The organism is Bombilactobacillus sp. ESL1187, from assembly GCF_058107155.1.
In genome coordinates this window covers 1,120,371-1,147,035 of the sequence record NZ_JBYLTZ010000001.1, presented here as the reverse complement: position 1 = coordinate 1,147,035, position 26,665 = coordinate 1,120,371, and the positions used below count along the sequence as shown (strand labels likewise).

At 39.9% G+C, this 26,665-nt stretch carries 18 protein-coding genes and 1 pseudogene; 3 read left to right on the top strand and 16 right to left on the bottom strand.

The annotated features are described in order from the left end of the window. The first annotated feature begins 74 nt into the window (after positions 1-74). Positions 75-1,250, top strand: a complete 1,176-nt coding sequence (locus AC3B5B_RS05350; protein WP_489769529.1) for a hypothetical protein — start codon at positions 75-77, stop codon at positions 1,248-1,250. Positions 1,251-1,356: 106 nt separating this feature from the next. Here AC3B5B_RS05350 and AC3B5B_RS05345 read toward each other — a convergent pair whose 3' ends face one another. From AC3B5B_RS05345 to AC3B5B_RS05280, 14 genes and pseudogenes are all read right to left on the bottom strand, one after another. After that, complete coding sequence (locus tag AC3B5B_RS05345) at positions 1,357-9,492, bottom strand: mucin-binding protein (protein WP_489769528.1); 8,136 nt, start codon at positions 9,490-9,492, stop codon at positions 1,357-1,359. Between the two features lie 174 nt (positions 9,493-9,666). After that, positions 9,667-10,404, bottom strand: a complete 738-nt coding sequence (locus AC3B5B_RS05340; RefSeq protein WP_489758143.1) for an amino acid ABC transporter ATP-binding protein — start codon at positions 10,402-10,404, stop codon at positions 9,667-9,669. After that, a complete protein-coding gene (locus AC3B5B_RS05335; protein ID WP_489769854.1) occupies positions 10,401-11,837 on the bottom strand; it encodes an amino acid ABC transporter substrate-binding protein/permease in 1,437 nt (478 codons plus the stop codon). The genes AC3B5B_RS05340 and AC3B5B_RS05335 overlap by 4 nt, the downstream gene beginning before the upstream one ends. A gap of 423 nt (positions 11,838-12,260) precedes the next feature. Beyond that, positions 12,261-12,545 (bottom strand): annotated as a pseudogene (locus AC3B5B_RS05330) (transporter substrate-binding domain-containing protein); the annotation flags it as partial. A 278-nt stretch (positions 12,546-12,823) separates the two neighbouring features. Then, positions 12,824-14,185, bottom strand: coding sequence for a threonine/serine exporter family protein (locus AC3B5B_RS05325; RefSeq protein ID WP_489758142.1), 1,362 nt, complete (start codon positions 14,183-14,185; stop codon positions 12,824-12,826). Positions 14,186-14,323: 138 nt separating this feature from the next. Beyond that, positions 14,324-14,623, bottom strand: a complete 300-nt coding sequence (locus tag AC3B5B_RS05320; protein WP_489758141.1) for a glycine cleavage system H family protein — start codon at positions 14,621-14,623, stop codon at positions 14,324-14,326. A gap of 56 nt (positions 14,624-14,679) precedes the next feature. Further along, on the bottom strand, positions 14,680-15,801 hold the full coding sequence (locus AC3B5B_RS05315; protein WP_489769527.1) for a 5-methyltetrahydropteroyltriglutamate--homocysteine S-methyltransferase: 1,122 nt from the start codon (positions 15,799-15,801) through the stop codon (positions 14,680-14,682). Positions 15,802-16,206: 405 nt separating this feature from the next. Further along, on the bottom strand, positions 16,207-17,349 hold the full coding sequence (locus tag AC3B5B_RS05310; RefSeq protein ID WP_489769526.1) for an ArgE/DapE family deacylase: 1,143 nt from the start codon (positions 17,347-17,349) through the stop codon (positions 16,207-16,209). A 10-nt stretch (positions 17,350-17,359) separates the two neighbouring features. Beyond that, complete coding sequence (locus AC3B5B_RS05305; protein WP_489758138.1) at positions 17,360-18,118, bottom strand: amino acid ABC transporter ATP-binding protein; 759 nt, start codon at positions 18,116-18,118, stop codon at positions 17,360-17,362. Beyond that, positions 18,105-19,610 (bottom strand): ABC transporter substrate-binding protein/permease, encoded by a 1,506-nt coding sequence (locus AC3B5B_RS05300; RefSeq protein WP_489758137.1) that lies wholly within the window; start codon positions 19,608-19,610, stop codon positions 18,105-18,107. The genes AC3B5B_RS05305 and AC3B5B_RS05300 overlap by 14 nt, the downstream gene beginning before the upstream one ends. Before the next feature lie 258 nt (positions 19,611-19,868). After that, positions 19,869-20,801 carry an NlpC/P60 family protein gene (locus tag AC3B5B_RS05295; protein ID WP_489769525.1) on the bottom strand — a complete coding sequence of 311 codons (933 nt, stop codon included), beginning with the start codon at positions 20,799-20,801 and terminating at the stop codon, positions 19,869-19,871. 230 nt (positions 20,802-21,031) lie between these two features. Beyond that, entirely contained in the window at positions 21,032-21,385 is a 354-nt protein-coding gene (locus AC3B5B_RS05290; protein ID WP_489758135.1) for an iron-sulfur cluster biosynthesis family protein, read from the bottom strand. 95 nt (positions 21,386-21,480) lie between these two features. Then, positions 21,481-22,134, bottom strand: a complete 654-nt coding sequence (locus tag AC3B5B_RS05285) for an HXXEE domain-containing protein (protein ID WP_489769524.1) — start codon at positions 22,132-22,134, stop codon at positions 21,481-21,483. A gap of 5 nt (positions 22,135-22,139) precedes the next feature. After that, on the bottom strand, positions 22,140-22,787 hold the full coding sequence (locus AC3B5B_RS05280; protein WP_489769523.1) for an HXXEE domain-containing protein: 648 nt from the start codon (positions 22,785-22,787) through the stop codon (positions 22,140-22,142). Between the two features lie 104 nt (positions 22,788-22,891). Between AC3B5B_RS05280 and AC3B5B_RS05275 the strand changes: the two genes are divergently transcribed. Then, a complete protein-coding gene (locus AC3B5B_RS05275) occupies positions 22,892-23,440 on the top strand; it encodes a TetR/AcrR family transcriptional regulator (protein ID WP_489769522.1) in 549 nt (182 codons plus the stop codon). Between the two features lie 70 nt (positions 23,441-23,510). Here the strand turns inward: AC3B5B_RS05275 and guaA are convergent, their stop codons facing one another. Together guaA and AC3B5B_RS05265 are read right to left on the bottom strand one after the other, a co-directional pair. Further along, entirely contained in the window at positions 23,511-25,058 is a 1,548-nt protein-coding gene (guaA, locus tag AC3B5B_RS05270; RefSeq protein ID WP_489769521.1) for a glutamine-hydrolyzing GMP synthase, read from the bottom strand. Between the two features lie 19 nt (positions 25,059-25,077). Continuing rightward, the gene (locus AC3B5B_RS05265; RefSeq protein ID WP_489769520.1) at positions 25,078-25,749 is read right to left on the bottom strand and encodes a hypothetical protein; all 672 of its coding nucleotides are present in this window, start codon (positions 25,747-25,749) and stop codon (positions 25,078-25,080) included. Between the two features lie 171 nt (positions 25,750-25,920). Here AC3B5B_RS05265 and AC3B5B_RS05260 point away from each other — a divergent pair, with 171 nt between their 5' ends. Continuing rightward, positions 25,921-26,622, top strand: a complete 702-nt coding sequence (locus tag AC3B5B_RS05260; protein ID WP_489769519.1) for a hypothetical protein — start codon at positions 25,921-25,923, stop codon at positions 26,620-26,622. Positions 26,623-26,665: the final 43 nt, after the last annotated feature.

Sequence of the window (26,665 nt, the reverse complement as noted above, 5' to 3'; positions counted from 1 at the left end):
TTTTATGATTAAAAATAAATTAATTAGATTTGCTTTTATTAATTTTAAAGCAAAAATACAAGGGGGCTTTATCAATGAATTCTTTAGTTGCTTTAGGCATTGTGATGTTATTTTTACTAGTTGGAGAATGGGCTTCCAAATTTACCAAGTCTTATTTACCATCCGTCTTTATTACCGCCATTTTATTTGTGATTGGATTTTGGACAATTTTGCCTAAAGATATTGTTGCTAAAGCTTCTTTCAACACTAATTTTGCCAATATCTGCATCTCATTATTACTAGTACATTTAGGAACTTTAATGGATTTAAAAGAACTATTACAACAATGGCGCGCGGTTTGTATTGCTTTATTAGGAACCATCGGTGTTATTGCTTTAACCTTAACTGTCGGCACTGCTATTTTTGATTGGCGCACCGTGGTTGCTGCTATTCCACCGTTAACTGGTGGTTTAGTTGCCGCTTTATTAATGACGAATGGCTTAAAAGCTGCGGGCATTAGTACTTTAGTCACTTTACCAGTAGCCATGTTTGTCTTACATTCAGTTGTGGGCTATCCATTAACTTCTGTCATGCTCAAAAAAGAAGGTCGGCGCGTTTTAAAAGAGTACCGGGCCGGCAATATTGCTGATCCACAGCAAACGCAAAATGCGAATACTTCAACAACTCCCAAAAATGTGCTCGGCATTCCAAGTGATTATCAAACTTCAGCTTTTATTATTGTGCGGGTGCTCATTGTCGCCCTATTAGCCAATGGCTGTAGCATGTTAATTCATAACGCGATTAATGCGAATGTTATTTGCTTAATTTTTGGCGTAATTGCTCATCAATTAGGCTTTTTGGAAGACAATGCTTTAAACAAAGCCGGCGTCTTTCAATGGTTAATGTATGGATTATTAGCTTATATTTTCTCCCAATTAAGTATTACCACACCCAAAATTATCGCTGGCGTTTTAGTACAAATCATTGTGTTAATTGCTTTAGGTCTTTTAGGAATGTTTTTAGCATCTTGGATTTTAGCCAAACCATTTAAGATGAGTCCTGCGATGGCCTTTGCTTGTTCTCTAACTGCCTTATTCGGTTTTCCCGCTGATTATATTTTAACTACTGAAATTTGTAGTCAATTAGCTACCAATCCTAAGGAAGAAGCAGTTTTAAATGACCAAATGCTCCCCAAAATGTTAGTGGGCGGTTTTGCCACTGTTTCGGTGGCTTCAGTCATTATCGCTTCTGTGTTCTTAAAGATGTTATAACTACAATTCACAATTAAAAAGTTAAAAAATGCTTCATAGCAGTTGATTAAATTTCCAACTAGCTATGAAGCATTTTTCAGTTAACCTTTATTAATAATCCTTTTAACTATTCATCCCTTTCATCTTTTCGCTTCTTATTTGCTAAACCAAAGAAGCTTAATAATGTTCCTAACAATCCGAATCCCAATAATGACACGGTGCGGTCTTTTTGTTGATCATCAGACATTTGTGGTAATTTATTTTGAGCAGCAGATTGTGCTTTCTTTAAATTCTGTCCGGATAATGCATTCGGATCAAATTGTAGATTATGCGCTGCAGGCTGGTTGCCAGTTATCGTTCCATTAGGATTAGTTGCCGCAGAATTTGAAGTTTGTCCATTACTATTGGCACCTGTAGTGTTATTACCTGGAGTATTTCCAGTTGAATCATTACCTGAAGCAGTCTTTTGATAGTTAGCAACCACAATCACATCCGGATCGTTAGTATCAGCCACTGCACTGGCAACAACTTGAGTATCTGGAACATAACCTTGATTACTTAAATCTGGCACTACTTGTGTAGCAAAGTTTTGCGTGCGATTGATTTTGGCAAACGCTGCAGTTAAATCTTGGGTATCAACTTGACCATCACCATCAGTATCGTAACCTAACAGCTGACCGGTTGTTTTATTGACCACAGCAGCAATTTGATAAACAACTTGCTGCATCGTTGGTGAGCTCAAAGTATTACCATATTGATCTTGATACTTAATAATTCTCGTAACTGTCTTTTGCAGATCTTCTTGCGCAGTTCCTGTCGGCCAAACAACGCTTGGATTATTGCTGTCAATTGATTGACCTGGTTTAACATTATCGCTTGGTTTAACAACAATAATGTCATTGCTATTATTATCAGAATTATTGTCACTTGGCTGGTTATTATCAGGTACAGTTGGCGTAGTTCCACCACCATTATTATCAGCTTTATAAGTGACGGTCACGGTGCCAGCTTGTGTGCTTGCCGCTACGGTAGCTTGATCTGGCTTATAGCCTGAAACTGTTGGTGAAGTTACTGCAGCAAATGGAGCCTTAGCAAGTGCAGCAGCAATCGCAGCTGTCTTATCCTTGGTATCAGCTGTACCATTACCATCAGTATCGTAGCCTAAGAAACTACCATCTGCTTTATTCACAATTGCCGTTAACTGATAAGTCTTATTTTGGGTAATAGGAGTAGCTGCTTGAGTACCGTCACTCTTGACATAATTAATGATTCTTGTAGTTTCACCCGTTAAATTATTTGCCCAAGCTTCTTGTGGCATCTTCAGTGTAGTGCTATCACCGACTGGTGTTTGTGCATTGGCATTGTCAGCAACCGTTACTGGAATCGTACCAGTTTCTTCGGGTGGAGTAACTGAACCGCCATCGTTAGTGTAAAGAACAATAACATCACTAGGATCACTAGTTGCATCCACAACTTGTTGATTTGGAGTATAACCTGAAACTGGTGTCGATGTTATTGCAGCAAATGGGGTCTTTGCCAAAGCTGTTTTGATTGCCACATTCTTATCAGTGGTATCAGTTGACCCATTACCATCAGTATCATAGCCCTTAATTTGACCCGTTGCTTTATCAACAATTGCCGTTAAACTATAATCTTGGCTTTCTTGCTTAGCAACTGGAGCAGTAGTTCCATCACTCATGACATAACTAATAGTCTTTGTTGCAGTACCGTGCATAGTTACAGTAGTAATTCCTGTTGCTGGGGCGGTGCCCGGCTTTGTATAAACAACAACTATATCATTAGGGTCATTACTTGCGGCAACCGTAGTTTGACTTGGATCATAACCAGAAACACTTGGCGAATCTATCGCATCAAACGGTACCATAAATAAAGCAATTTTGATAGCTTCATCTTTATCAGTCGTATCAGCTGAGCCGTCACCGTTGGTATCATAACCCAACAATTGACCCGCTTTATCAACAATCGCGGTTAAACTATAATCTTTCGTTTGTAATTGTGAATCCGGAGCTAAACTACCATCATTCATGACATAATAAACAGATCTGGTGGCCGTACCGTTAATTTTGACTGAAGTCGTATCCGTTACTGGCGGTGTAGTTCCGCCACCATTATCAGCGGCAGTGTAAGTTACCGTCACTGTTCCGGCTTGTGTGCTTGCGGCTACTGTGGTTTGATCTGGTGTATAACCTGAAACTGTTGGTGAAGTTACTGCAGCAAATGGGTCTTGAGTAATGGCGGCAGCAATCGCTGTTGTCTTATCTTTCGTATCAGCCTTACCATTACCATCAGTATCATAACCTAAGAAAGTCCCGTCAGCTTTATTCACAATTGCTGTTAACTGATAAGTCTTACTTTGAGTAACAGGAGTAGCTACTTGAGAACCATCACTCTTGACATAATTGATAGTTCTCGTGGTTTCACCTGTTAAATTACTTGCCCATGCTTCTTGTGGCATTTTCAACGTAGTGCTATCACCTACTGGTGTTTGATCATTGGCATTATCAGCAGCTGTCACTGGAATCGTATCATTTTCTTCAGGTGGAGTTGTACCATCAGCAGTGTAAGTTACCGTCACTGTTCCGGCTTGCGTGCCTGCTGCCACTGTAGCTTGATCTGGTGTATAGCCTGAAACTGTTGGTGAAGTTACTGCAGCAAATTGATCTTGAGTAATGGCAGCAGCAATCGCTGTTGTCTTATCTTTCGTATCAGCCACTCCATCACCAGTTGTATCATAACCTAAGAAAGTCCCGTCAGCTTTATTCACAATTGCTGTTAACTGATAAGTCTTACTTTGAGTAACAGGAGTAGCTACTTGAGAACCATCACTCTTGACATAATTGATAGTTCTCGTGGTTTCACCTGTTAAATTACTTGCCCATGCTTCTTGTGGCATTTTCAACGTAGTGCTATCACCTACTGGGGTATTACCATTAGCGTTATCACCAGCAGTTACTGGGATTGTACCAGTTGCCATGTTATCAGGCGTATAAGTGACGGTCACTGTTAAAGTATTCTGATTAGCAGCAGCGTCACCGGCAGCATTTTTATCAGCATTACCATTTAAGACCGGTGCAACATTTTCAATCACTGCTTTATCAGGTTTATAGCCAGTAACGGTTGGCGAAGTTACAGAAGTAAAAGTCTTATCTCCAAATGATTGCCGAATAGCATCTTGCTGGTTCGTGGTATCAACTTTACCATCAGTATCAGTATCGTAACCAATAAATTTTCCCGTAACAGCATTGACAATCGCCGTCAAATGATAAGGAATTTCCTGCGAACTTTCTGCAGCAACCTCCGTACCATCAGCTTTAACATACTTAATTACCAATTTGGCAGAACCAGTCAAGTTTTCCTTCCAAGCAGCCGCCGGTGTCGGTAAGTTACTGCCGGTTTGCAATGGCGTATTTTTATCATGATTATCGCTATCTTTAATCGTAACAGTTGCTTGCGGTGTATAAGTGACTGTTACGGTTTCAGCATCCAAATTGGCAGCTTTTGAATCAACAACTGATTGATCAGGTGTATAATTAGCAATTTCTGGCGATTGAGCTTCATAGAAAGTTCGACCACTAATTGCCTTTTTAATAGCCTCGTTCTTAGCATCAGTAGCATTAGCTGCAATATCAACGTTACCATCACCGTCGGTATCATAGCCCAAGAAAGCCCCGGTAAAGTCCACAATGGCCGTCAAACTGTACGGTACCACTTGAACCACTGGCGTTGCTGCAGGGCTACCATCAGCCATGACATACTTGATCGTCCGCGTCACGTTCCCTGTTAAGTTATCCTTCGTAGCTTCTATTGGCGTAGTTGCTTTACTACCTGGTTCCACTGGTTGCCCTACGCTATGAGCTGCCCCGCCAGAAATCGGTAAAGTCCGATTCTTAGTGTAAGTGACTATCACATCTGGAGTAGCATTAGCTGCTGAACTTGCTTCTACAGTTGGTGTATCTACTGAATAGCCTAATTGTGTTGGTGAGGTTACCGCTGCAAACTCACTCTTGTTTTTTGTTAAATATTCATCAATCGCATAATCTTTATCTTGCGTATCAGCTTGCCCATCACCAGTCGTATCGTAGCCCATGAAGGCACCAGTGGAATCCACAACTGCTGTTAAATGATACTCAATACTCTGAACGTGATCTTCAGCAGCTGTTGAGTCAGGTAAGCTGGAGCCGTCTTTGGATTTATAATGAATAGTACGCTGAACAGTTCCATTTAATGCTGCTGGCTTAGCTTCATCTGGTAAAGTAATCGTTGTGCCTTCATGATCAATGGTCGTAGCATCACTAGCTAACTCTTCACCCTTAACCGGAATCAAATCATTCGCGGTGTAATAAACTTTAATATCTTTTGTATCACGGCTCGCAGCTACTTCTTTCGTACTTGGAGTATAACCAGTTACGGTTGGAGACGGTTGGTCATAAAAGGTCCGATCTTTTAACGCAGCCGCAACCGCCGTATCTTTATCCTGAGTATCTGCCATTTTATCACCCGTGGTATCATAGCCAAGGAATTTGCCGGTAGTGGCATCCACAATACCAGTCAATTGATAATTAACTGTCTGCTTAACTATCACATTATTTGAATTATTAGGATCTGGATCGACATTTAAGCCACTTGCAACTTCATTAGCCACGTCCTTATTTGGTGTAACATAAATAATATTCCGAGATACTGTACCATTTAAGTTAGCCCCTGTAGCTTCTTCTGGAACCTTATACTGACTACCAGGTTCAATTAAATCATCAGTAGTTTGATCACCACCAGTAATGGCAATCGTACGATTCTTTGCATATTTGACGGTTACGGTCAAATTATCCATATTTGCGTCAGTAGCAGCGACAGTTGCTTGATCAGGTGTATAACCTGCAACCGTTGGTGTTGGTTGAGCATAAAATGAACGCTGATTTTGATTAATATAGGAAGTGACAGCAGCTTTTTTATCTTTAGTTTCGGCGGTACTACCATCGCCATCGGTATCATAGCCAACAAAAGCACCAGTATTCGCATTTACCACGGCTGTTAAATGATAATCCACCAACTGCGGCACTGAAACGACCGTATTACCATCATCATCAGTTAATATTAGATATGGCACACCGACACTACCATCAGGTTCTTCTTGCTTACCTAAAGCCTCCTTGATCTCACTCAAAGCAGCTGGATCATCAGCTGGTACTACATAATTGATTGTCCGTTGCACATTACCCGTTAAGTTAATTTTCCAAGCTTCTTCGGGCATCTTCACCGAACTGTCAGTTTCTACTGGTGTATCACCCTTCGCATTAGCAGAATCCTTCACTGGGATAAAGCGATTTTTCGTATAGTTAACTGTTACAGTTTGATCGCTACTATCATAAGGAATTGCTACAGCTGCTACAGTGCCCACATCGGGAGTTCCATAATCTTGAGCACTTAAGTTCGGCGAAACAACAGCTGCTGCCGTTAATGATTGTGGATAGTTCTGATTGATAGCTGTCTGCTTATCAGTGGTTAAAGAACCATCTGGTAAAACGTAACCATCAAAGTGAATGCCGGTAACTTTACCGTCAGTCTTCTCTTCGGTAAATTGTGCAATCACCTGGTAATCAATAATTTGCGTGACTGGCTTAGAGACTTGAGCTCCTGTATCTTTATCAACATAATTAATCGTGCGCGTAATTTTCTTTCTTAAATTGCTTGCCATGGCTTCTTGTGGCCATTGAGGACTATCAGAGTCATCTTGATCAACAATATACCCCGGTTGTAAATCCATTGCAGCGTTTGCTTGAATTGTATCTTCACTCAAAACTGGTAATTTAGAATAATAAACTGTCACATCTTTTGTTCCAGGCACAGCCGAACTAGCAGTCACAAATGGTTGATCTGGAGTGGAATAACCTGATACACTTGGAGATTCTTGTTGTTGGAAGTTTTTAGCGACTTTCGTCACCGCCGCGTCTTTCGCGTCAGCAGTAGAAGCAAAATCACTTAACAAGACGTCAGCTTTGCCATCGTTATCGGTATCATAACCTAAGAATTGATCATTATTCCCTTTATCAATGACCCCCGTTAATTGGTAATCAGCCTGTTGGACAACATCCGGACTAATCGGAATCCCCGGTTTAGCTTGATCTTGATAATGAATGGTACGATGAACGGTATCTACTAAATCATCAGCTTTTACTGTATCGGGTAAATCATCGCCGGTCGTCACCATTGCTAAACCAGTATCGGGAAGCTTAGATTGAACATAATAAACATCAACATCATATGGTTCATCTTCTTGGCGCGCAATGGCTTGTTCTACCACCGCTTGACTGGGCGCATTGTACCCATCAACATTCGGTGAAGTTACTGCCGCAAAGCTCTTAGCATTAGGATTCGTTGTCGAGCCTGCTGCCCCAATGGTCTGCAATGCTTGGTTTTTATCTTTCGTATCCGCTTGGCCATCACCATTAGTATCGTAGCCTAAAAAAGTTCCATCATCACTCACAACTGCTGAGAGATAATAATTAACAGTTTGCGTCACAGTAGGCGCAATTGATTGATTAGTTGCACCATTTAAATAATTAATCGTCCGCGTAATTGGGACAACTAAGTTGGATTTATAAGCTTCTGCGGGGGCCGCAACACTGGTTCCTGGTAAATTACTACCTTCTACTAAATTATCTTGATCAGTAATGACTTGTTGGCCGGATTGTGCTACGGGTTTATAAACATAAGTAACCGTCTTACCACTCGTACTACTGTCTAAAGTTCCGGTTTTTGGCAGTCCCGTGGAATCTACAGCTACGTATTGATAACCCGCAATCTCTGGCGGTTCTTGGGCAGTATAAGTCTTACCATCTGCACTGATCGTAACTGTTTGAGAAACTGTTCCTTTGCCAATAGGATTACCGTTCAGATCAACATAATTCAAATTGACAAATTGGGCAGGTTTGAATTTAAATTGATCAATTTGGAATTCTTGTAAGTTCGTATTCCAACCTGTCGAAGCCGCCATCATTAAGGATACTGAACGATACATATCGGTATCTGGAATGTCTTTCGTCCAAACCATGGTGACACCATTAGTAGTCTTGAACGTAATTTTTAATTCACGAGTGCTAGCGGTATAAGTTACCGTAAAATCATGTAGCGAATTATTTAAATTATTATCGGCCAAACCTTGAACAGACTTTTGGTCAACAGTAGCCCACCAACGTGGATAATCTTTACCATCAGTTCCTTTGACATTTTTAAAAGAAGTCGTGACAAAGGCACCATAAGCGTAATAACCATTTGGCTGATCAGCATCCCAACCAAACTCATTATCAGAATTACTTGGATCGGGGGCTTGATAATCTTCATTTGGATAAGTATCTAGCTTAAAGCCAAAAGCATTTTGTAAACCACCAATCCCGAGGTTACCACCAAAGGCTCCAATATCATCGGTATTACCAGTATGAATGGCAAAGCTGACACCATCAGCACCACCATAATAACTGGGCTTATCGCCCAAACGAACTTTGCCACTTAACGAAAAGTCATTACTTAAATCAATCTTTTTCTTTAAGCTAAAACTGCCGACATGAGAACGATCATCTGGTGTAAAAGTAAACAAACCGGTACTTGGATCGTAGGAACCACTACCACTGTAATCAAAATAGTCTAAGAAATTATCTTTGGTAACGGTGGCAATCCCATTCTGGTCAATCCCCGAATCTCGTAAAACATCTTGATAGGAAACTTGTTGGGGTGCTGTTGCAGTAGTGCTACGTAATAAAGAATTAGTGGCGTTCGACTGTACAGCCGTTGAACTTGCTGGAGTAGTAGTTACTGGCTCATGAATAGCAGTTTGATTATTAGTTGTAGAATTAGTAGTTGACTGAACTGTATTATTCGACTGAACTGCTGTTGCTGCCGGAATTTGATTAGTAGTTGTTGTATTTGAATTAACTGTCACAGTGGATTCAGCAATAGGAGTGGCAGATGCTGGCGTTTGCGCCACTGGAGCAGGCTTTTCTTGCTCGGTTGGCACCGATGGTGTAACAGATGAAGTAGAACTATCAGAATTGCTGCTAGCCAGTACTTGATCGACGCTTTTGGCATCATCACCACTTACGGTTGCCGCTTGCGTTGTCATATTATTTAAATTAGCGCCAAACAAGAAAATAGTTGACGTCGTAATTGCTGCAAACACCCAGTGCTTCTTAGCTTTGTACATTTTATAATGAACTTTTTGGTCTTGCGTATATTTTGTATATTTCGACATCATCCAGCCTCCATTATGTCTATTGTTCAAAAAATAAGAACATTCTTAATACGCATTCATAATATAGCGTTTCCACCCAAAATAAAATTAAAACGCTTGTGAACAAAAAGCCAACTTGATCTTTTTTAGACCAAGTTGGCTAATAATACAGTATTAATTTTTTAAATCTTATTTTTAAACATTCAAAACTTTATCTAAAAAGTCCTGCAAACGTTGATTTTGTGGATGCTCAAAAATTTGTTGGGGTTCGCCTTGTTCCTGAATCTTACCCGAATCCACAAAGACTACCCGATCGGCAACTTCTTTGGCAAAACCCATTTCGTGCGTCACCACAATCATGGTCATTCCTCTTTTGGCTAAATCTTTCATAACTGCCAAAACGTCCCCAACCATTTCCGGATCTAGTGCTGAGGTTGGTTCATCAAATAACATGACATTCGGATCCATCGCCAAAGCGCGGGCAATCGCCACTCGCTGTTGTTGCCCACCTGACAAAGACTGCACAGTCGCATCAAATTTATCGGACAAACCGACCGTTTCTAACAATTGTTGGGCACTCTTTTGCGCTTGTTCTTTGGTTTGCTTTTTTAATTCGACTGGCGCCAACATAATGTTCTGGCCCACAGTTAAGTTATGAAACAAGTTAAAATGCTGAAAAACCATTCCAATATTTTCCCGCACTTGATTCATATTCGTCTTGGGATCAGCAATATTAATACCATCAACTAAAACACTACCTGAAGTTGGTTCTTCTAACTTATTAAGTGTCCGTAAAAGCGTACTCTTACCAGAACCAGAAGGACCAATGATGACCACAACTTCATTATCTTGAACCGTTAAGTCAATTCCTTTTAACACTTCATTAGTGCCGTAGGTTTTAACTAAATTTTTCACTTCGACTTTGGTACTCATCCTTGTGTCCTCCTTTGCACCCAATTAGATAACCAAGTTAATAGAGTAATTACAACGACGTAAATAATCGCAATAATGGTCCAAACTTTAAAGCCTTCTAAGTTTCTAGCAATAATAATTTTTCCGGTTTGGGTTAATTCCAAAATTCCAATAATAGATAAAATGGACGTATCTTTTAACGTAATAATAAACTGATTAATAAATGACGGAATCATAATCTTAATTCCTTGCGGCAAAATAACTTTACGCATTGCTTTACCAAATGGCAAACCTAAACTACGAGCCGCTTCCATCTGTCCCACATCGACTGCTTCAATTCCGCCTTTAACAAAAGCGGCAATATACGCGCCTTCGTTTAAGGTTAACGTAATCGTTCCAGCTAAAAAGGCGGGAATTTTTTGGCCAGTTAAGCTAGGAATTCCAGTATAGATAAATAATGCCAAGACTAATAGCGGCATGCCCCGGAACAGATAAATCACTGTACTAGAAATCCAATGACAGAATTTCATTGGCACAACACCTAATAAACCGATAATGACGCCAAAGATTGTTGCAAAAATAATGGCAACTACGGTTAACCACATGGTTTCAACAAAACCGGACCACAGCGCACCTTTATTTTGTTTCAACAAACCGATAAAGCTCCGATCTTCATGATCAGCTCCTGCTTTAGCAACGCCTTTATCTGCCTTACCACCAAGATATTTAGCTTTAATATCATCATAGGTACCACTAGCCTTAATATTGGTTAAGCCTTGATTGAAAGCTTTCAGTAATTCTTGATTTTGGCCTTTTTTAACAGCAAAACCATATGGTGCTTTTAATGCCGGCTTGGTAACAATTTTCAGATTAGTGCCTTTTTTAATCGCATATTGCATGACTGGCTGATCTTCAAAACAAGCCGCCGAATTACCAGTTAACACATCTTGGTACATGTTATTGGAATCATCAAACGTGACTGTCTTAAAACCATATTTGCGTTTAATACTATTAGCGTATTGCGCACCAGCCGTCCCCGTCTTAACTGCTACTTTTTTACCACGTAACTGGCTCAAACTAGTTACTCGACCCTTATCCGAAGTAGCCATGACGACCCCAGAATGATAATACGGATCGGAAAAATCTAATTTGGCTTGACGTTCTGGTGTAATTGACATGCCGGCCATGACCCCGTCAATTTGGCCAGATTCAACAGCTTGCACAGCAGCATTAAAGCCAAGCGGTTTGATCTTTACCTTAAAGCCTTGATCCTTAGCAATCTTCTTGACAACATCAATATCAATACCGACGTATTGATTATTTTTATTGGCAAATTCAAACGGTGGAAAAGTCACATCAGTCCCAATGGTAAAAGTCTGACCTTTAACTGCGGAGTGCGTCTTACCGCCCAAATACTTGGCCACAATTTTGTCATAGGTTCCATTAGCCTTAATCTTTTTAAAGCCGGCATTAAACTGCCGGAGCAATTCCTGATGCGTACCCTTTTTCACACCGAAACCGTACCAACCACCTTGTGCTGGTTTGGTAACAATTTTTAATTTCATACCTTGATTAATCGCATATTGCATCACTGGTTGATCTTCAAAACAGGCCACCGAATTGCCCGTTACAACGTCTTGGTACATGTTGTTAGAATCATCAAACGTGACTGTTTTAAAGCCGTAACGCTTCTTCAGCTTCGTAGCGTATTGAGCAGCCGCTGTTCCTGTTTTAATCGCTACTCGTTTGCCTTTTAACTGTTTAAAATCTTTGATGGAGCTATCTTTACCAACAGCCATGACAACCCCAGTTTTAAAATAGGGGGTTCCAAAATCAAACTTGGCCTGTCGTTCCGGAGTAATTGTCATTCCGGCCATGACACCATCCAACTGTCCTGCTTGTGCGGACTGCACAGCAGAATTAAAACCAACTTGTTTGGTATTGACTTTAAAGCCCTCTTCTTTAGCGACGGCATTAATAATATCAATGTCAATGCCGATATATTTATTTTGATCGTTTGCAAATTCAAACGGCGGATAAGTAACGTCGGTTCCAATTTGGTAGGTCTTAGCCTGGACATGATGACTAGTAAGACTAAAGCATGTCCAGAAGCTAAATATCAACACTAACCAACTACTTAGTGTTTTTAAATGACTTTTCATCAATATCACTCCATTTATTAAATAAATTTAAACCCTCCATTAATTCCTAAAGACTCAGTGGTAACTACTTCAACATCTCCTTTGCTAAATTATTCTAAATTAAAGTTTAATGATACACCATTAACGCTTCTTCAGCATAATAAATATTAAGTCATAATTTTACTCTAAAATAATTAAGTTGTCATTTATTTACCCGCAAATCCGCTCAAGAATAGGCAAACGCGCCGAGCTAGTCTAGACCAATTAACCCCATTCTTGAAAAAATTGCACTTTTGAGTTTAACTCGCCCGTCGCCAATCAGAATCCATCAAGACTCGCGCTAAGATTAAACCTAGTGGTAAAAAGATGACAATCATCATCGCATTCAATAGCCATTGAGAACCTTGTGAAATCGCACCGACGCCTAAATAATACATTGCTCGATACATATATAAACCGGGAACCATAATTACAATAGCAGGTACGGTTAAACTAATCCGCGGATAATGAAACTTTTTATGGATAATTGATGCTAATAAACCGGCCACTAAGGCCCCAACAAAAGCGGCCGCAGCGGGCGGCAATGTGGTTAAATCAACTAATTCTAAGCGTAAAGTATTGGCAATGGCGCCATTAAAAGCGGCCAGAGTCGCCATTTTTTTGGAACTGTTAAACATCACAGAAAAACCAAACACTCCACAAAAACTGGCCGGAAACCGAAGCACTGCTAACAACCACGGATTCAACCCTAAGGGCACAAAATTATCGGGCCGTAAGTCACTGGCTAAGGCGACCATCCAGCCGACTAAGGTCGCGACCATGATAATCGTGACAGCATGGACAAAGCGTTCAATGCCCGAGCGCATATCCAATTTAGCAATATCTAAACCACTGGTAATAAACGGAAATCCCGGAATAGCGAATAACATCGAACCAATGTAACCCGCTTCATGCGCCACATTGATATGCAAACTAAATTCTAAGGTTCTGGAAATGACTAAATAAGTTAAACAAGCCACCGCCACTCCTGCTGCTAGACCTGCAAAGAGTGTTAAATGCTTACTATTCATTAACGACCGGACATAATTACCTAAACCAGCCCCGACAAAAGTACAAAACATTTCGACTGGACCACCGCCCAACAAAAAGACGAAGGCACTACAAGCTACTGCCGCGGCTAGCCCCAATATCAAAGGAGAATAATTTTTGGGTCGCTGTTGAATTTTATCCAGTAAATGATGAATTTTGCCAACACTTAAAAAAGCGCCTTCTTCTTCAAAAAGCGCTACAAAATTTTCCATGGCTGCTAATTTAGTCGTATCTACCCCACTGCTAGCTAACGATAAAGCTTCTGTCACACTGCGGTACTCATCTTGCCCATCAAAACAACTGTACGAAATCGAAACCAAACCGATATCCGCTGAACACGTCACTTTTAAAATCCGCGCAATCGTATTCATTGAGTCGCGCACGCGCCACGCTCCCGTACCGGAAGCTAACATAATCATGCCCACTCGTCCAATAATCGTAGCTTTTTCCATCAAGGAAGCATTGACTGCAGTTTGCTTTAAATGCTGGGCCACAACTCGGGACCAGGGAATATCCATATGATTTTTCGCAGCTAAATGAAAATGGGGTTGTAATTTTTTATCATTAGGCACTAAATTCGCCAACCTTTTTTGTACAATTTAAAATTTAATCAACTGCTTTTCATTATAGCATACCTGTTTTCAGTAAAATGCTTCTACCAGTCGTGAGACTTTTAAGTAGCAAAATTGATCAACCATTAATATTTTAATTTAAGCTAATTCTACAATCCAATTATGCTGCTGATCAGTTTCGTTTAACAATTCTGGATGCTCTACCAAAGCTTGGTTAAACTGAACAACACGGCCAGCGCAGGGCGTATGCAACTCCGTCACTGCTTTATCACTTTCCACTGATAGTAAGAAATCGCCGACGTTTAATTCGCTAACTTGCGGCAAATCAACAAACCCGACACTTCCCACTTCCTCTTGTCCTTTAGGCGCCAAACCAACGCGTGTATGCCCATTAGTTAGCTTTTGCTGCCAAAAATAATCCGCTTCTTCATTATCCATTTGCTTGCCTCCATCATCTTTATTAAACATATTTTAATTATACTGCTCTTTTTAAACTACGCATCCCAAACTTCATGCGCCACGTCTTGAAGCAGCTGAATTTTAGCCCATTGTTGTTGTTCGGTTAAAATATTTCCTTCCTCAGTTGAAGCAAAACCACATTGAGGACTCAAAGCCAAGTTTTCTAATGGATGATACTGACTAGCCACCTGCAGCCGTTGAATTAATTGGGCTTTGTCTTCTAATTGCCCCGACTTGCTCGTCACTAAGCCCAAAACCACGCGCGTATCTGCTGGAATAGCTTGAATTACTTCTAAACTGCCAGCTCGCTTTGTATCATATTCTAAATAAAAACTTTGAACCTGCTCTTTTTTAAATAAAACATCTGCCACGCTCTCATAACCCCCGGCCACAAACCAAGTGGAATGATAATTACCACGACAAATATGCGTATTAATAGTTAACTCTGACGGAGCACAAGCAATCACTGCATTATTCAAATCGACAAATTGTTGCTTAATTTGGGCAATACGAGCTGGAGTTTGCGTTTGATGCAGCGTCCAGTCAATGATCTGCCCCCAAGAACAATCATCAAACTGAACTAACTGACAACCTGCTGCCGCTAAATCTGTTAAAACCTGTTGATAGGCAGTTGTAATAGCTTGCAGTAATTTGTCCTCATGAGGATAAAACTGCCGCACACTATCCTGATTTTCTGGTCGACTTAACTCCGCTAATAATTGACTCGGTGCTGGAATGGTTTGCTTAACTAATAAATTATCCGGCGTATGCGCCTGTGTAAATTTAAAGTGCTCCACAAACGGATGTTGTTCTCCACTAATCGGACCGCTCAGATTAACGGTCTCATTTCGAGTTTGTTCACCATGAAATTGATAACCCGTTTGCGCTTGAGCCTTTTGTAAACCATTTAATCCCCAGAAAAAGTCTAAGTGCCACCAACTGCGGCGAAACTCGCCATCTGTCACGACTTTTAAGCCCGAATTCGCCTCTTGCTTTAATAAGTCAATAATCGCTTGATTCTCAACTTGTTTTAAATCCTGGACACTTATTTTGTGTTCAGTAAAAGCCTGGCGCGCCTGTTTTAAATTTGATGGGCGCAAAAAACTACCGACGATATCATAATGTAATGCTGCTAATGGATTAACCTGTTGTTTCATAATTATCCTCCTTAGATTACTGCGAAATCGGCCTTGGCGAAAATCAAAAAAAGCGTCCTACATGAATTCATGCAGGACGCACTTAGCGTGTTACCACCTTTTTTTAGCAGTATCTCACAATACTACTCTTAATCAGTACCTTTCATACTGAAACAAGTTATCAGTTGTTAACCGCAAGTTAAACTTGAGATTGCTCCCAGACCATCTTCAATATCCGTTTTAAATCACTTTTCAGCCACCGTGACTCTCTAAATTAGCGTGATATTTACTCATCTTTTCTCAGCAATTTTTAATTATTGCAACTTTAAAACAGCAACAACTTTTTGTCAACCTTTTTCTTAAAAAGTAGAAACCAAATTTCTGAGTAATGAAACTTAACACAACAACTATTGTGAAGTGCTATTTTTAATTCATTTGCCAAAAATTTTGTGCCAAAGCTTGATAAAATTGGCAGCCTAACAAATAATTTTGGCCACTGACCCATTCATTAGCTTGGTGATCACTCACTCCTTCACCTGGACCACAAATGACAATCGGAAATTTACCAACTTGAATATATTCTGAAGCTTCAGTTGCTCCTTGACCCGCGATGATTTCGCCTGGCAAATGCAGTTGCTTTTGTAAAACAGACTGGGCTATAGTCACTAATTTACTTTGCGATTGATCCGGTAACGGTAACTCCGGATAACGATACTCAATGGTTAAATCGGCCCCTTGAGCATTTAATTGTTGAATTTGCTCATTTAAAAATTGATAAATTTGTTCATGAGTGTAAGCCGGCGTTGTCCGAATATTTCCCGTTAAACTTGCTTGTGCGGGGACGGAGTTAATCTGTTCACCGCCCTGGATTTGGCTCAGAACATGCGTCATTTTACCTAAAATAGGATCTGCTAGCTCAGCTTGTGCAAAATAGGCTTGCACTTTTTGAGCAAAGTCTATTAATGGCCAAATCGCATTTTTGCCCGCTGCTGGTGTTGAAGCATGAGCCGCCTTTCCCCGTGAAGTGACACAGTAATCAATGACGCCTTTATGCGTAACTTCCAGCTGCAAATTGGATGGCTCACCAATAACTAGTCCGGATAAATCATCGACTAAACCCAACTTGACTAATTGAGCTGCACCATATTCGCCCGTCTCTTCACCAACTGTGGCTAATAGTCGGACTCGTCCTGCCAACGGCTGTTTGGCCGCTAATAAATCAAGCATGGCCACAATCATTGCTGCTAAGCCGGATTTCATATCACTCGCACCGCGGCCATAAACTTTACCATTACGAACAGTTCCTGCAAAAGGCGGCGTTTGCCAAGCATGAGCATCAGCTGCAACGACATCTTCATGACCACTAAAACCCAAAATCGGTCCGGTTTGTCCAATTGTAACTAATAAGTTATCGCGTCCCGGAGCAAAATTAACGCGTTGAATTGCTACTTGATCGGCATACGGCTGAAACAACTGTGCAATATAGTCGGCGACCTGGCTTTCGTTTTGATCAACGGTCTCGATTGCAATTAAATCAGTTAAAATTTTTAACGCTTGTTGTTGTTCCATAAAATAACCCCTAAGACTCTAAAATCTTATCTAAAAAGTCCTGTGCCCGCTGAGTTTGAGGATGTTGAAAGAATTGTGCTGGTGTAGCAGACTCTTGAATGCCACCATCGGCCATAAACCAAACCTGATCAGCAACGTTACGGGCAAAACCCATTTCGTGAGTAACGACAATCATCGTCATTCCTTTTTGAGCCAGATCCTGCATTACTTTCAAAACTTCGCCCACCATTTCGGGATCTAAGGCCGACGTAGGTTCGTCAAAAAGTAGCACTTGCGGATCCATCATTAAAGCCCGCGCAATGGCCACTCTTTGTTGTTGGCCCCCTGATAAATTAGCCGGATAGGCCGTTTGTTTATCACTCAAACCTACTTGTTCTAACAGTTCTTGTGCTTTCGCAGTCGCTGCCGTTTCTGAAATTTGCTTAACTTTCAGCGGTGCTAAGGTTAAGTTATCCAAAACTGTCATGTGAGGGAACAAATTGAATTGCTGAAAAACCATCCCCATTTGCTGACGCAACTGATCCAGCTGTTTATCCGCTAACTGTGTTAAGTCTTGCTCTTTGAAAAGGACCGCTCCCGAAGTTGGTTGATCCAATAAATTTAAACATCTTAAAAAGGTACTTTTCCCAGCTCCTGAAGGTCCAATTAAACAAATTACTTGACCTTCGTGTACTTGTGAATCAATATTTTTGAGCACTGTATTGGTGCCAAATGCTTTTGTTAATTGTTTCGTTGCTAACAAAACTGGCTGTTGTTTAGTCGTTTCCATGGCCCATTTTCCTTTCAAAATATTTCATTAAACGAGACAAACTGAACGTAATGATAAAGTACAAAATCATGGTGATGACTAAAGGCATTACGCCACGATACGTATCTGCCTGCACTAAACGCGATTGATAGATCAAATCTTTAACTCCAATTACGGACACAATCGAACTTTCCTTAATCAAAGAAATAAATTCATTACCTAAAGCGGGCCAAATGTTTTTCATTGCTTGTGGAAAGACGACATACCGCATGGTTAAAACCCGTGACATTCCTAACGAACGGGCAGCTTCTCTTTGCCCAACATTAACCGAATTAATACCGGAACGAATCACTTCAGCCACATAAGCTGCCGAATTTAGCGAAACCGCAATAATTCCCGATAATAAAGCGGGAATATTAACAACCACACCTAAACCAAAATAAATAAACAGTAATTGCACCATCAACGGTGTGCCCCGCACAAATTCAATATAAGCTCCTGCTAACTTTTGCGCCCAAGAACTCTGACTTAACCGCATTAAACCTAAGATGATTCCTAATAAGAACCCAAAGAAGACCGAAATTGCGGAAATCATTAAGGTATAACCCACACCAGCAACAAAGAAATCTTTATAAGCCCACATGGAGTTAGCTTTTTGCTTGGCTTTCTTAGATTTATTATTGGTCATATATTTACCAACTTTGGGTAAATAGACTTTATTAATTAAATTATCCTTGTGAATCGTATCAATGGATTTATTGGCTGCTTGTACTAAAGAATTGGCCCCTTTGGGAAAAGCAATTGCAGAACCCGCTGACGAAATCTTAAAACCCGAAGGAATCCGAACCAAACCATTAGTATTTTTGACAAAGGCTTTAGCGGTTGCCGTATCAACTGCCACTGCGTCAATCTTATGTGTTTGCAACGCCAAAACTAAATCATTGTCTTTATCCATGCCTTTGAGTTTCGAAGCTTTAGCTTGTTGTTTAATCAATGAATACTGAATAGAACCTGTTTGTGCGCCAATAGTTTTGCCTGAAAATGATCGGTAATTATGATACCTATGTACATCAGCTTGCCGAATTAATAAATCTTGCCCTGTTTGATAATAATCCTTGCTAAAAGCCACACTCTTCGCCCGTTGTGGCGTGTTATTCATACCTGAAATGACCATATCAACCTTGCCAGTCTCTAAAGCCACCAACAACGAATCAAAATCCATCCGCTCAATAACTAATTTCACACCCAAGTCCGACGCAATTTTTTGACCGACTTCGACATCCATTCCGACAACTGTTGATTTGCCATGAATATTTTTAACGAATTCATATGGTGGAAAATCAGGACTAGTTCCCATCACTAGCTCTTTTTTAGCTTGCACTTTTTGCAAATAGTCATCTTGCACTTGACCATTTGTTCCCGCGGCTTGCGCTTGTGTGGTCGCCGTCAATCCTCCCCAAATGACCGTCAAAATTACAATTAATACTTGTAACCAAGACTTATGCTTGTTCATAAATAATACCTCCTTTACTTAATAACTCACATTATAAAATAATAAGCAAAAATTGCAAGATTTTAATTAAATTTAAAATCAAAAAAATAACTTTGAAACTATTGTTCCAAAGTTATCATTAGACCGCAGTAACAATCAATCACCTATTACATTTTTTAAACGTAATTAATTTATGAGAAAAGTCTCAATTACCTTGGCTCACCAACGTAGTGAAGATTATTACTATTCGGTTGATTAATTTCCAATATTTTAGCAATTTTAACGAATTGGCCGCGCAATCGTTAACGTATAATTACCTTGTAATAAACTCAAAAATGACGTAGCAAAGCCATCTTCATTAACACCCTTAGCAGTAGTGCGACCACCCATCTGAATCACTGGTGTCATGTTACTACCAGGTGTCACATTCTGCCACGGTCCTTCTAAGATCGCAGTATGTCCATTTTGTCCAAAGCCATCATTGGTATTAACAATAACAATATCCCCTGCTTGAGCTTGACTAGGATCAATCGCTTGTAAATATTGGTGAGCACCCTTAGCATCGTTTTCCATGGTTTGTGTGTACCAACCCATATTAGCCGGAACACGATAACCAGCTTTGGCTAAAGCTAGCCAAACAAAACCAGAACAATCGGTAACACCATTAGGATTGGGATTGGCCACGGAACCGATGTTACCAATACCATGAGTCGCACCATAATTAAAGTAACCCAGCATACTCTTAGCCGTCGTCACTACATCACCATTATTAACTGGCGTAGCAGTGGTAGCAGGAGTATTGGTCACACTAGTAGCATTAGTAACTGGTGTTGGGCTGACTGGTGTTGTCACGCCGGTATCCAAATTCTTAGTCACTACGTTAGTGGGCGTGACGTTTAAAGAACTATCTTGAGCGCGTAACCACTCGTTAGGTGCAACCTGATACATCAAAACATTTTGTAAGTTTTGACTTCCACCTTGAAAATAAGCAACTTTACCAACGCGCCATTGCGTATTGGCCGGTAGTTGTCGATTAGGGATTACTTGCCCTTGGTTATTATATAAATTAACCGTACTCGTTTGCGCATTAGTTGTGGCAATCTTGGCATTGTAAGTATCAGCTTTAGTCGGTGAAGTTTGAGTCGTTACCGCCGCTACACCAGCCGCCATCAAAGTACCAGCTGCTAAAACTTTATTCAATTGTTTCACCATAAATCATCCCTTATCTCCACTCAATTCCTGTTGTAATTTACTAATACTAATTTACAACGAATTGTGCCAAATGTGAAGCAAAATGTTTAAGAATTTCTTAAGATGCTACAAAGCAATTTGTCAATTTCCATCAGTGTTGCAATAGTCGCCATTATTTAAAAAATAAAATACGCGTAATTAAAAAATTACACGTACTTTGTTTAAGATTAAGTAAGTGGTACTCCTAAATGTTAACGTTCATCGACAACTGGTACGCGACTAGCAATCATCCCCGCATGCGCCCCGGTCAACTGTAAAACACCACCGGCGGTAGCTTTTAATTGCATTTGTTCGTCTAAAAAGTCCTGTGAATAAGATTTGATTAAAAAGTCGCCGACCGAGGTTGTTAACATCTGTTGAAAATCATGATGATCAGCACTCTTTTGAATCACAGTCAAGTTAAAGTTCACATTTAAGGTACAACTAGCTTGCGTATGCGAATAATCACTTACCCCGTCATCAAAGTTTAATAGTATCAAAGCATTTGGATCATCCAAGTACGGTTGCAATTTAGTTTGTGCAGCTGAATCAACTTGTAAAAACATTCTACTTAACTCCCTTTCCTTTGAGCCTCATTGATTATGATAGTTAAAAAGCGGAGAATTGCCAAGCAATTAGAATTATAATCTGTTAAGCAGAGTTACTTTTGCCAGCTAGCAAAAGCTTTAACTTTACGATATTGTTGCACTTGCCAATCTGCGACTTTGTATGGTGAGTTAGGATTTTTGAGTAACTGCACTGGTAAAACAATAATTGCAACCATTGCCACAATCAATACTCCAACGCCTAACAACCAGTCTAATGGCACCACCAAGTTATTTTCTACAATATAAATGAAATAGCCCACACTGACTGGCATTAACAAACAAATCGCGGTAGCCATGCCCGGATTGTACCACGTCTTTAACGCTTTATTCATCATCAAAGCATGCCCGGGTAATTGAATCAAATTAAAGAACATAATCCCTAGTCCTAACCAAATCCAGTGGGGAAAAATTATTCCTAACAAGTAAAACAACCACGAAATGACATTAACTAACATGGAGGATAAAGTATTTCCCGGGAAATTGCGATAATTCTGCGGCTCATGATAAATTCCTAAATTAATCACTAAGGCTGCGCCACCAGGCAAAATGTATTCTTCAGATTGGTGCGCTAATAAAGCCATCAGACTCATAATCATAAAAACTTGCAGAGTGTTTAATTGACGGCCACCCCAAAAGCCCATATAAAACGCCAATCCCACAAACATTATTGCAGCTAAGTGCTGCCAGTGTCGACATAAAAATTTCATTGCTATTACTCCTTATTCATTTTCTTCATATAATACTGCGCACGGTTCACTTCTTCAGTAGTAAAAGAATATTGTTTCAGCGATCCTAACTTTTTATAGATTGGCGAACGAAAAGCGACCCAATAATTAAAAGCAATCCAAATCACAGCCATTACTAAATCGAGCCATGAATATTGCCCCTGTGGGATCGCACGCCATAAATAATTAACCGAAATGGGTAATAGTCCCAATAATGCAGTTAATAATCCCGGATTATACCAAACTTTCATGGCCCAATTGAAATAAAACAGGTGCATCGCAATTTCCGCAAAAGCAAAAATTACTGCTGTCAAGGCTAAAAAGTGAACTTGTGGTACAAATAATGGCAAAAGGTACACGACCACAGCGAACCATTCATTGCCAAAAAATGATGAAGCTTGATTTAAATCCCACTGACGAGAATCATCATCAGTTAAATGCAATTCAATTTTCATCCCGATCCAGGGAAAACCACCGGGAAAACCCATTTCTTCATAAAAATGTAGGTGTAAAACTACTAAAGAAGCCAATAACGTTTGTTGCAGCAATGTCCAGTCGCCACAAACCAAAATGACAGTCAACAAACCTGCCACATAAACTGCCCATTGGTACCAATGTTGAACTAATCGCTTCATTTCTGATGCCTCACTCGCTATTGTTTAGCTAATAACTTTAGATTATAATAACTGCAAATAATTTTGCATAGTAACTTAATCCAATGAGAGTGAGAATTGCACAATTGTCAAATAATGAGCCAATTTATCTTGCTAAACAAACCACTAAGTCCCGTCAAACACAGGCCGATTTTATCAGCGCATTGTTAGCTTTATTAACAGATCATTCTTTTAGCTCCTTAAGAGTCCTTGATGTGGTCAACAAAGCCGGTTATGCCCGCCGGACTTTTTACCATTATTTTCAATCTTTAGAAGATGTTTTAACGACTTATTTGAACCAGCTAACTTGTACCTTATTCAGCCAATTAGCCCAAGAAGATCACCAACAGTTTACTGAGATTGTTTTTTACTTTTTTAACTTTTGGCAACAACATCGCCAAATTTTGTTACTCTTACAAAAAAATAAATTACTTCATTTATTAGAACGTTCTTGGTTAGATAATTTACAACAGAGTGCCTTAGCCAACCTTCCCACGGACAACGCCAGTTATTTACAAAATTTTGCCATTGGGGGTATGTTTGCGATGTTAATTAATTGGTTAAACCGCGGTGCTACCAAGTCGCCCACTGAAATGGTGCAAATTGCCTTAGATATTAAACAACATTTGACTTAATAATCAAAAAAGCAATGTCATCAAAAATAACTGATTACATTGCCTTTTCTATTCAACAGATTAACAAATTTTATTCCCACTCAATCGTTGCTGGTGGCTTAGAAGTAATATCATACACGACGCGGTTAACGTGGTCGACTTCATTCGTAATACGCGTAGAAATTTTGGCTAACACGGCCCACGGAATTTGGGCAAAGTCGGCTGTCATGCCATCAATGGAAGTTACTGCGCGAATACCAACAGTATAATCATATGTGCGCCCATCACCCATCACACCAACACTGCGCATACCTGGTAACACGGTAAAGTATTGCCAGATCGATTCCTGCAAGCCCGCTTTTTTAATTTCATCGCGTAAAATCCAATCACTGTCCCGCACAATTTGGAGTTTATCCGCTGTGACTTCTCCCAAAACTCGAATTCCCAGTCCGGGGCCGGGAAACGGTTGCCGCCAAACTAAATCGTGGGGCATCTCTAATCTTTCGCCGAGTTCACGCACTTCATCTTTAAATAACGTCCGCAAGGGCTCAATCAAGGTAAATTGCAAATCCTCAGGTAAACCACCGACATTATGGTGGGACTTAATTGTTTGCGCCGTATTAGTGCCACTTTCAATTACATCAGTATACAAAGTACCTTGCGCTAAGAAATCAATGCCATCTAACTTACGTGCTTCATCATTAAAAACTTGAATAAATTCATTACCAATAATTTTCCGTTTTTGCTCTGGATCAGTAACACCTTTTAATTTGTCCATAAACCGTTGTTGGGCATCAACCTTAATAATATTCAGACCGAACTTACCCTCTAAGCTCGCCATTACTTCCTGCGCTTCACCTTTGCGTAACAAACCATGATCGACAAAGATACTAGTTAATTGTGAACCAATGGCCTTATGTAGCAGGACACCAGTCACTGAAGAATCAACGCCGCCAGACAAGCCTAATAATACTCGGCGCTTACCCACTGTGGCACGAATTTTAGCAATTTGTTCAGTGATAAAATCTTGCATGCTCCAATTAGCCGTAGCTTGGCAAATTTGAAATGTAAAGTTGCGTAAAATATCCAAGCCATACTCACTATTACGCACTTCCGGATGAAACTGGACGCCATAAAATTGACGTTGGGTATCAGCAACTACGGCAAACGGGGTACTATCGCTCACGGCTACTGCCGTAAACTCTTCCGGGATTTGGGTCACCCGATCGCCATGGCTCATCCAAACAAATTGCTGTTGGGGCAAGTCAGCAAATAATAAATTCGTGGTATCTGAAACTTCAATTTGCGCCCGACCATATTCTGGTTTGCCTGCGGCTTGCACTTGCCCCCCCAGATCATGCATCATTAATTGCATCCCGTAACAAATTCCCAAAATGGGAATCCCTAATTGCCAAATTTGCGGATCAATCGTTAAAGCATCATGATCATAAACGCTATTGGGACCCCCAGATAAGATAATACCTTGCGGTTGTTTCGCCTGGATCTCCTGCGCACTGATGGTGTGTGGTAATAACTCGGAATAAACTCCCATATCACGAATCCGCCGGGTAATTAATTGATTGTATTGACTACCGTAATCTAAAACTAAAATACTATCAACTTGCTTCGACTCTGTCATGCAATCACGTCTCCCTTTTTTAAATCAAAATCACTCGTAAAATAGCTACAAAAATTCCTAATAACAAACTAATCTGAAAATTTTGTGTCGCTAAATAAACCACGGCTAATAAACAACCAATTGCACAGTAAATAAAGAAATTAATAAAATGAAAGACTTCCATATTCAGTAGTCCATACAAAATACCACTAATAATAATGCCTAATAAAGCATTGGTTAAAGTATTTTCTCGAAAGAAATAATTAAAGAAAAAGCCCGTGACAACAAATTGTTGTTCCACAGCCACTATAAAAGCAGAGGCCAACAAATCAAACCAAAAAACTAACAGTCCCCGATCCAGATAGTCTGAGGAGACCCTTAATGATGGTAACCGCCCTTGCGCTTTTAAATAACTAATCAGGAATAAGAAAATACCAATAATGAGCGCTATAAAAGTCACAAAGCCAAAAAACAACCCCAATCCTTCGAATAAGTTGGGGGCTGAGCCTTCAAACGATAGCTGCTCATGGCGATAGCGCCCGACCATCATTAACAAAAAAAATGCTGAAACAATCAAAAAAAGCACGGCATAAGCCCAACGGATCGACTTACTACCAATACTTAATTGTTCCAAATGCTGCGAAATTACAACCATTATTAACCAGATGACATACCAAATTCCACGTAAAGTTGGTGATTTTAAAACATTCATATTATTCTCCATTTGTAACAGTTATCCTTAGCGAATTATACCATTATCAAAGTCGCGACTACAACTTAATTATCAAAGTCAAAAGTTTTGTGACTCATCATAGGACTAAACGTGAAAAACTGCTATAATGTGATTGTTAACAAATAAAATGAAAGTGTGGTTAGAACAACAATGTTTAATAAAAAATTAACTGTTGCTGTGGCAGGTTTTGCATTCTTATTAGCAGGCTGCTCAAATTCAAATAATAGCGCAGATAATAAGCCCTTTAGCGCACACAATACTACGGGCACTAAAGTTTTTAAACAAGAAATTACGGGTAATTCCAACAAAGGTAGCAAAGTTTATTACCAAGTTGCAGATAATCCTAAGCAAAGTGTGACTGTCAAAAACGATAAGTATACGATTTCTTTACCAGCAGCAACTAAAAAGCGTCAAGTGAAAGTTAGTCAAAGCAAAGCTTTGAAAAAGCCAATTAAAGTAACGGTGCAAAAGCCGAAGAAAATTTTATCTTTGCAAGATTTTGCTAATAACTTTAATAATTCAAAGCAACTACAAGCTAAGATGGCTGCTAAATTGCCAAAATTAAATCAACCAATGGAGCTTTTATTTAGTCCAACAACGACTTATAAAATGCTCAGTGATGGAACGAACCTCTATCGGGTTGCTTTAACTTTCAACGATTATAAGAGTAACGAAGTCAAAGCTAACGTCAATGCTTTTGCCAGTGGGTTGAAGATCAAACGGGCTGACTTGAATAACCTCGTTAAAAAAGCTAAAAGTAATAAAGGACAACAACAAAATCAGAAGTTGAATCATTACCAAGTAACCGCTGTTGTTCAAGGCAAGAAGTTAAGTATCGGTGTACTTAAATAATTAGTTAAATTGATGCCGTTTAAAAAAGATTGTGACCAAGTTT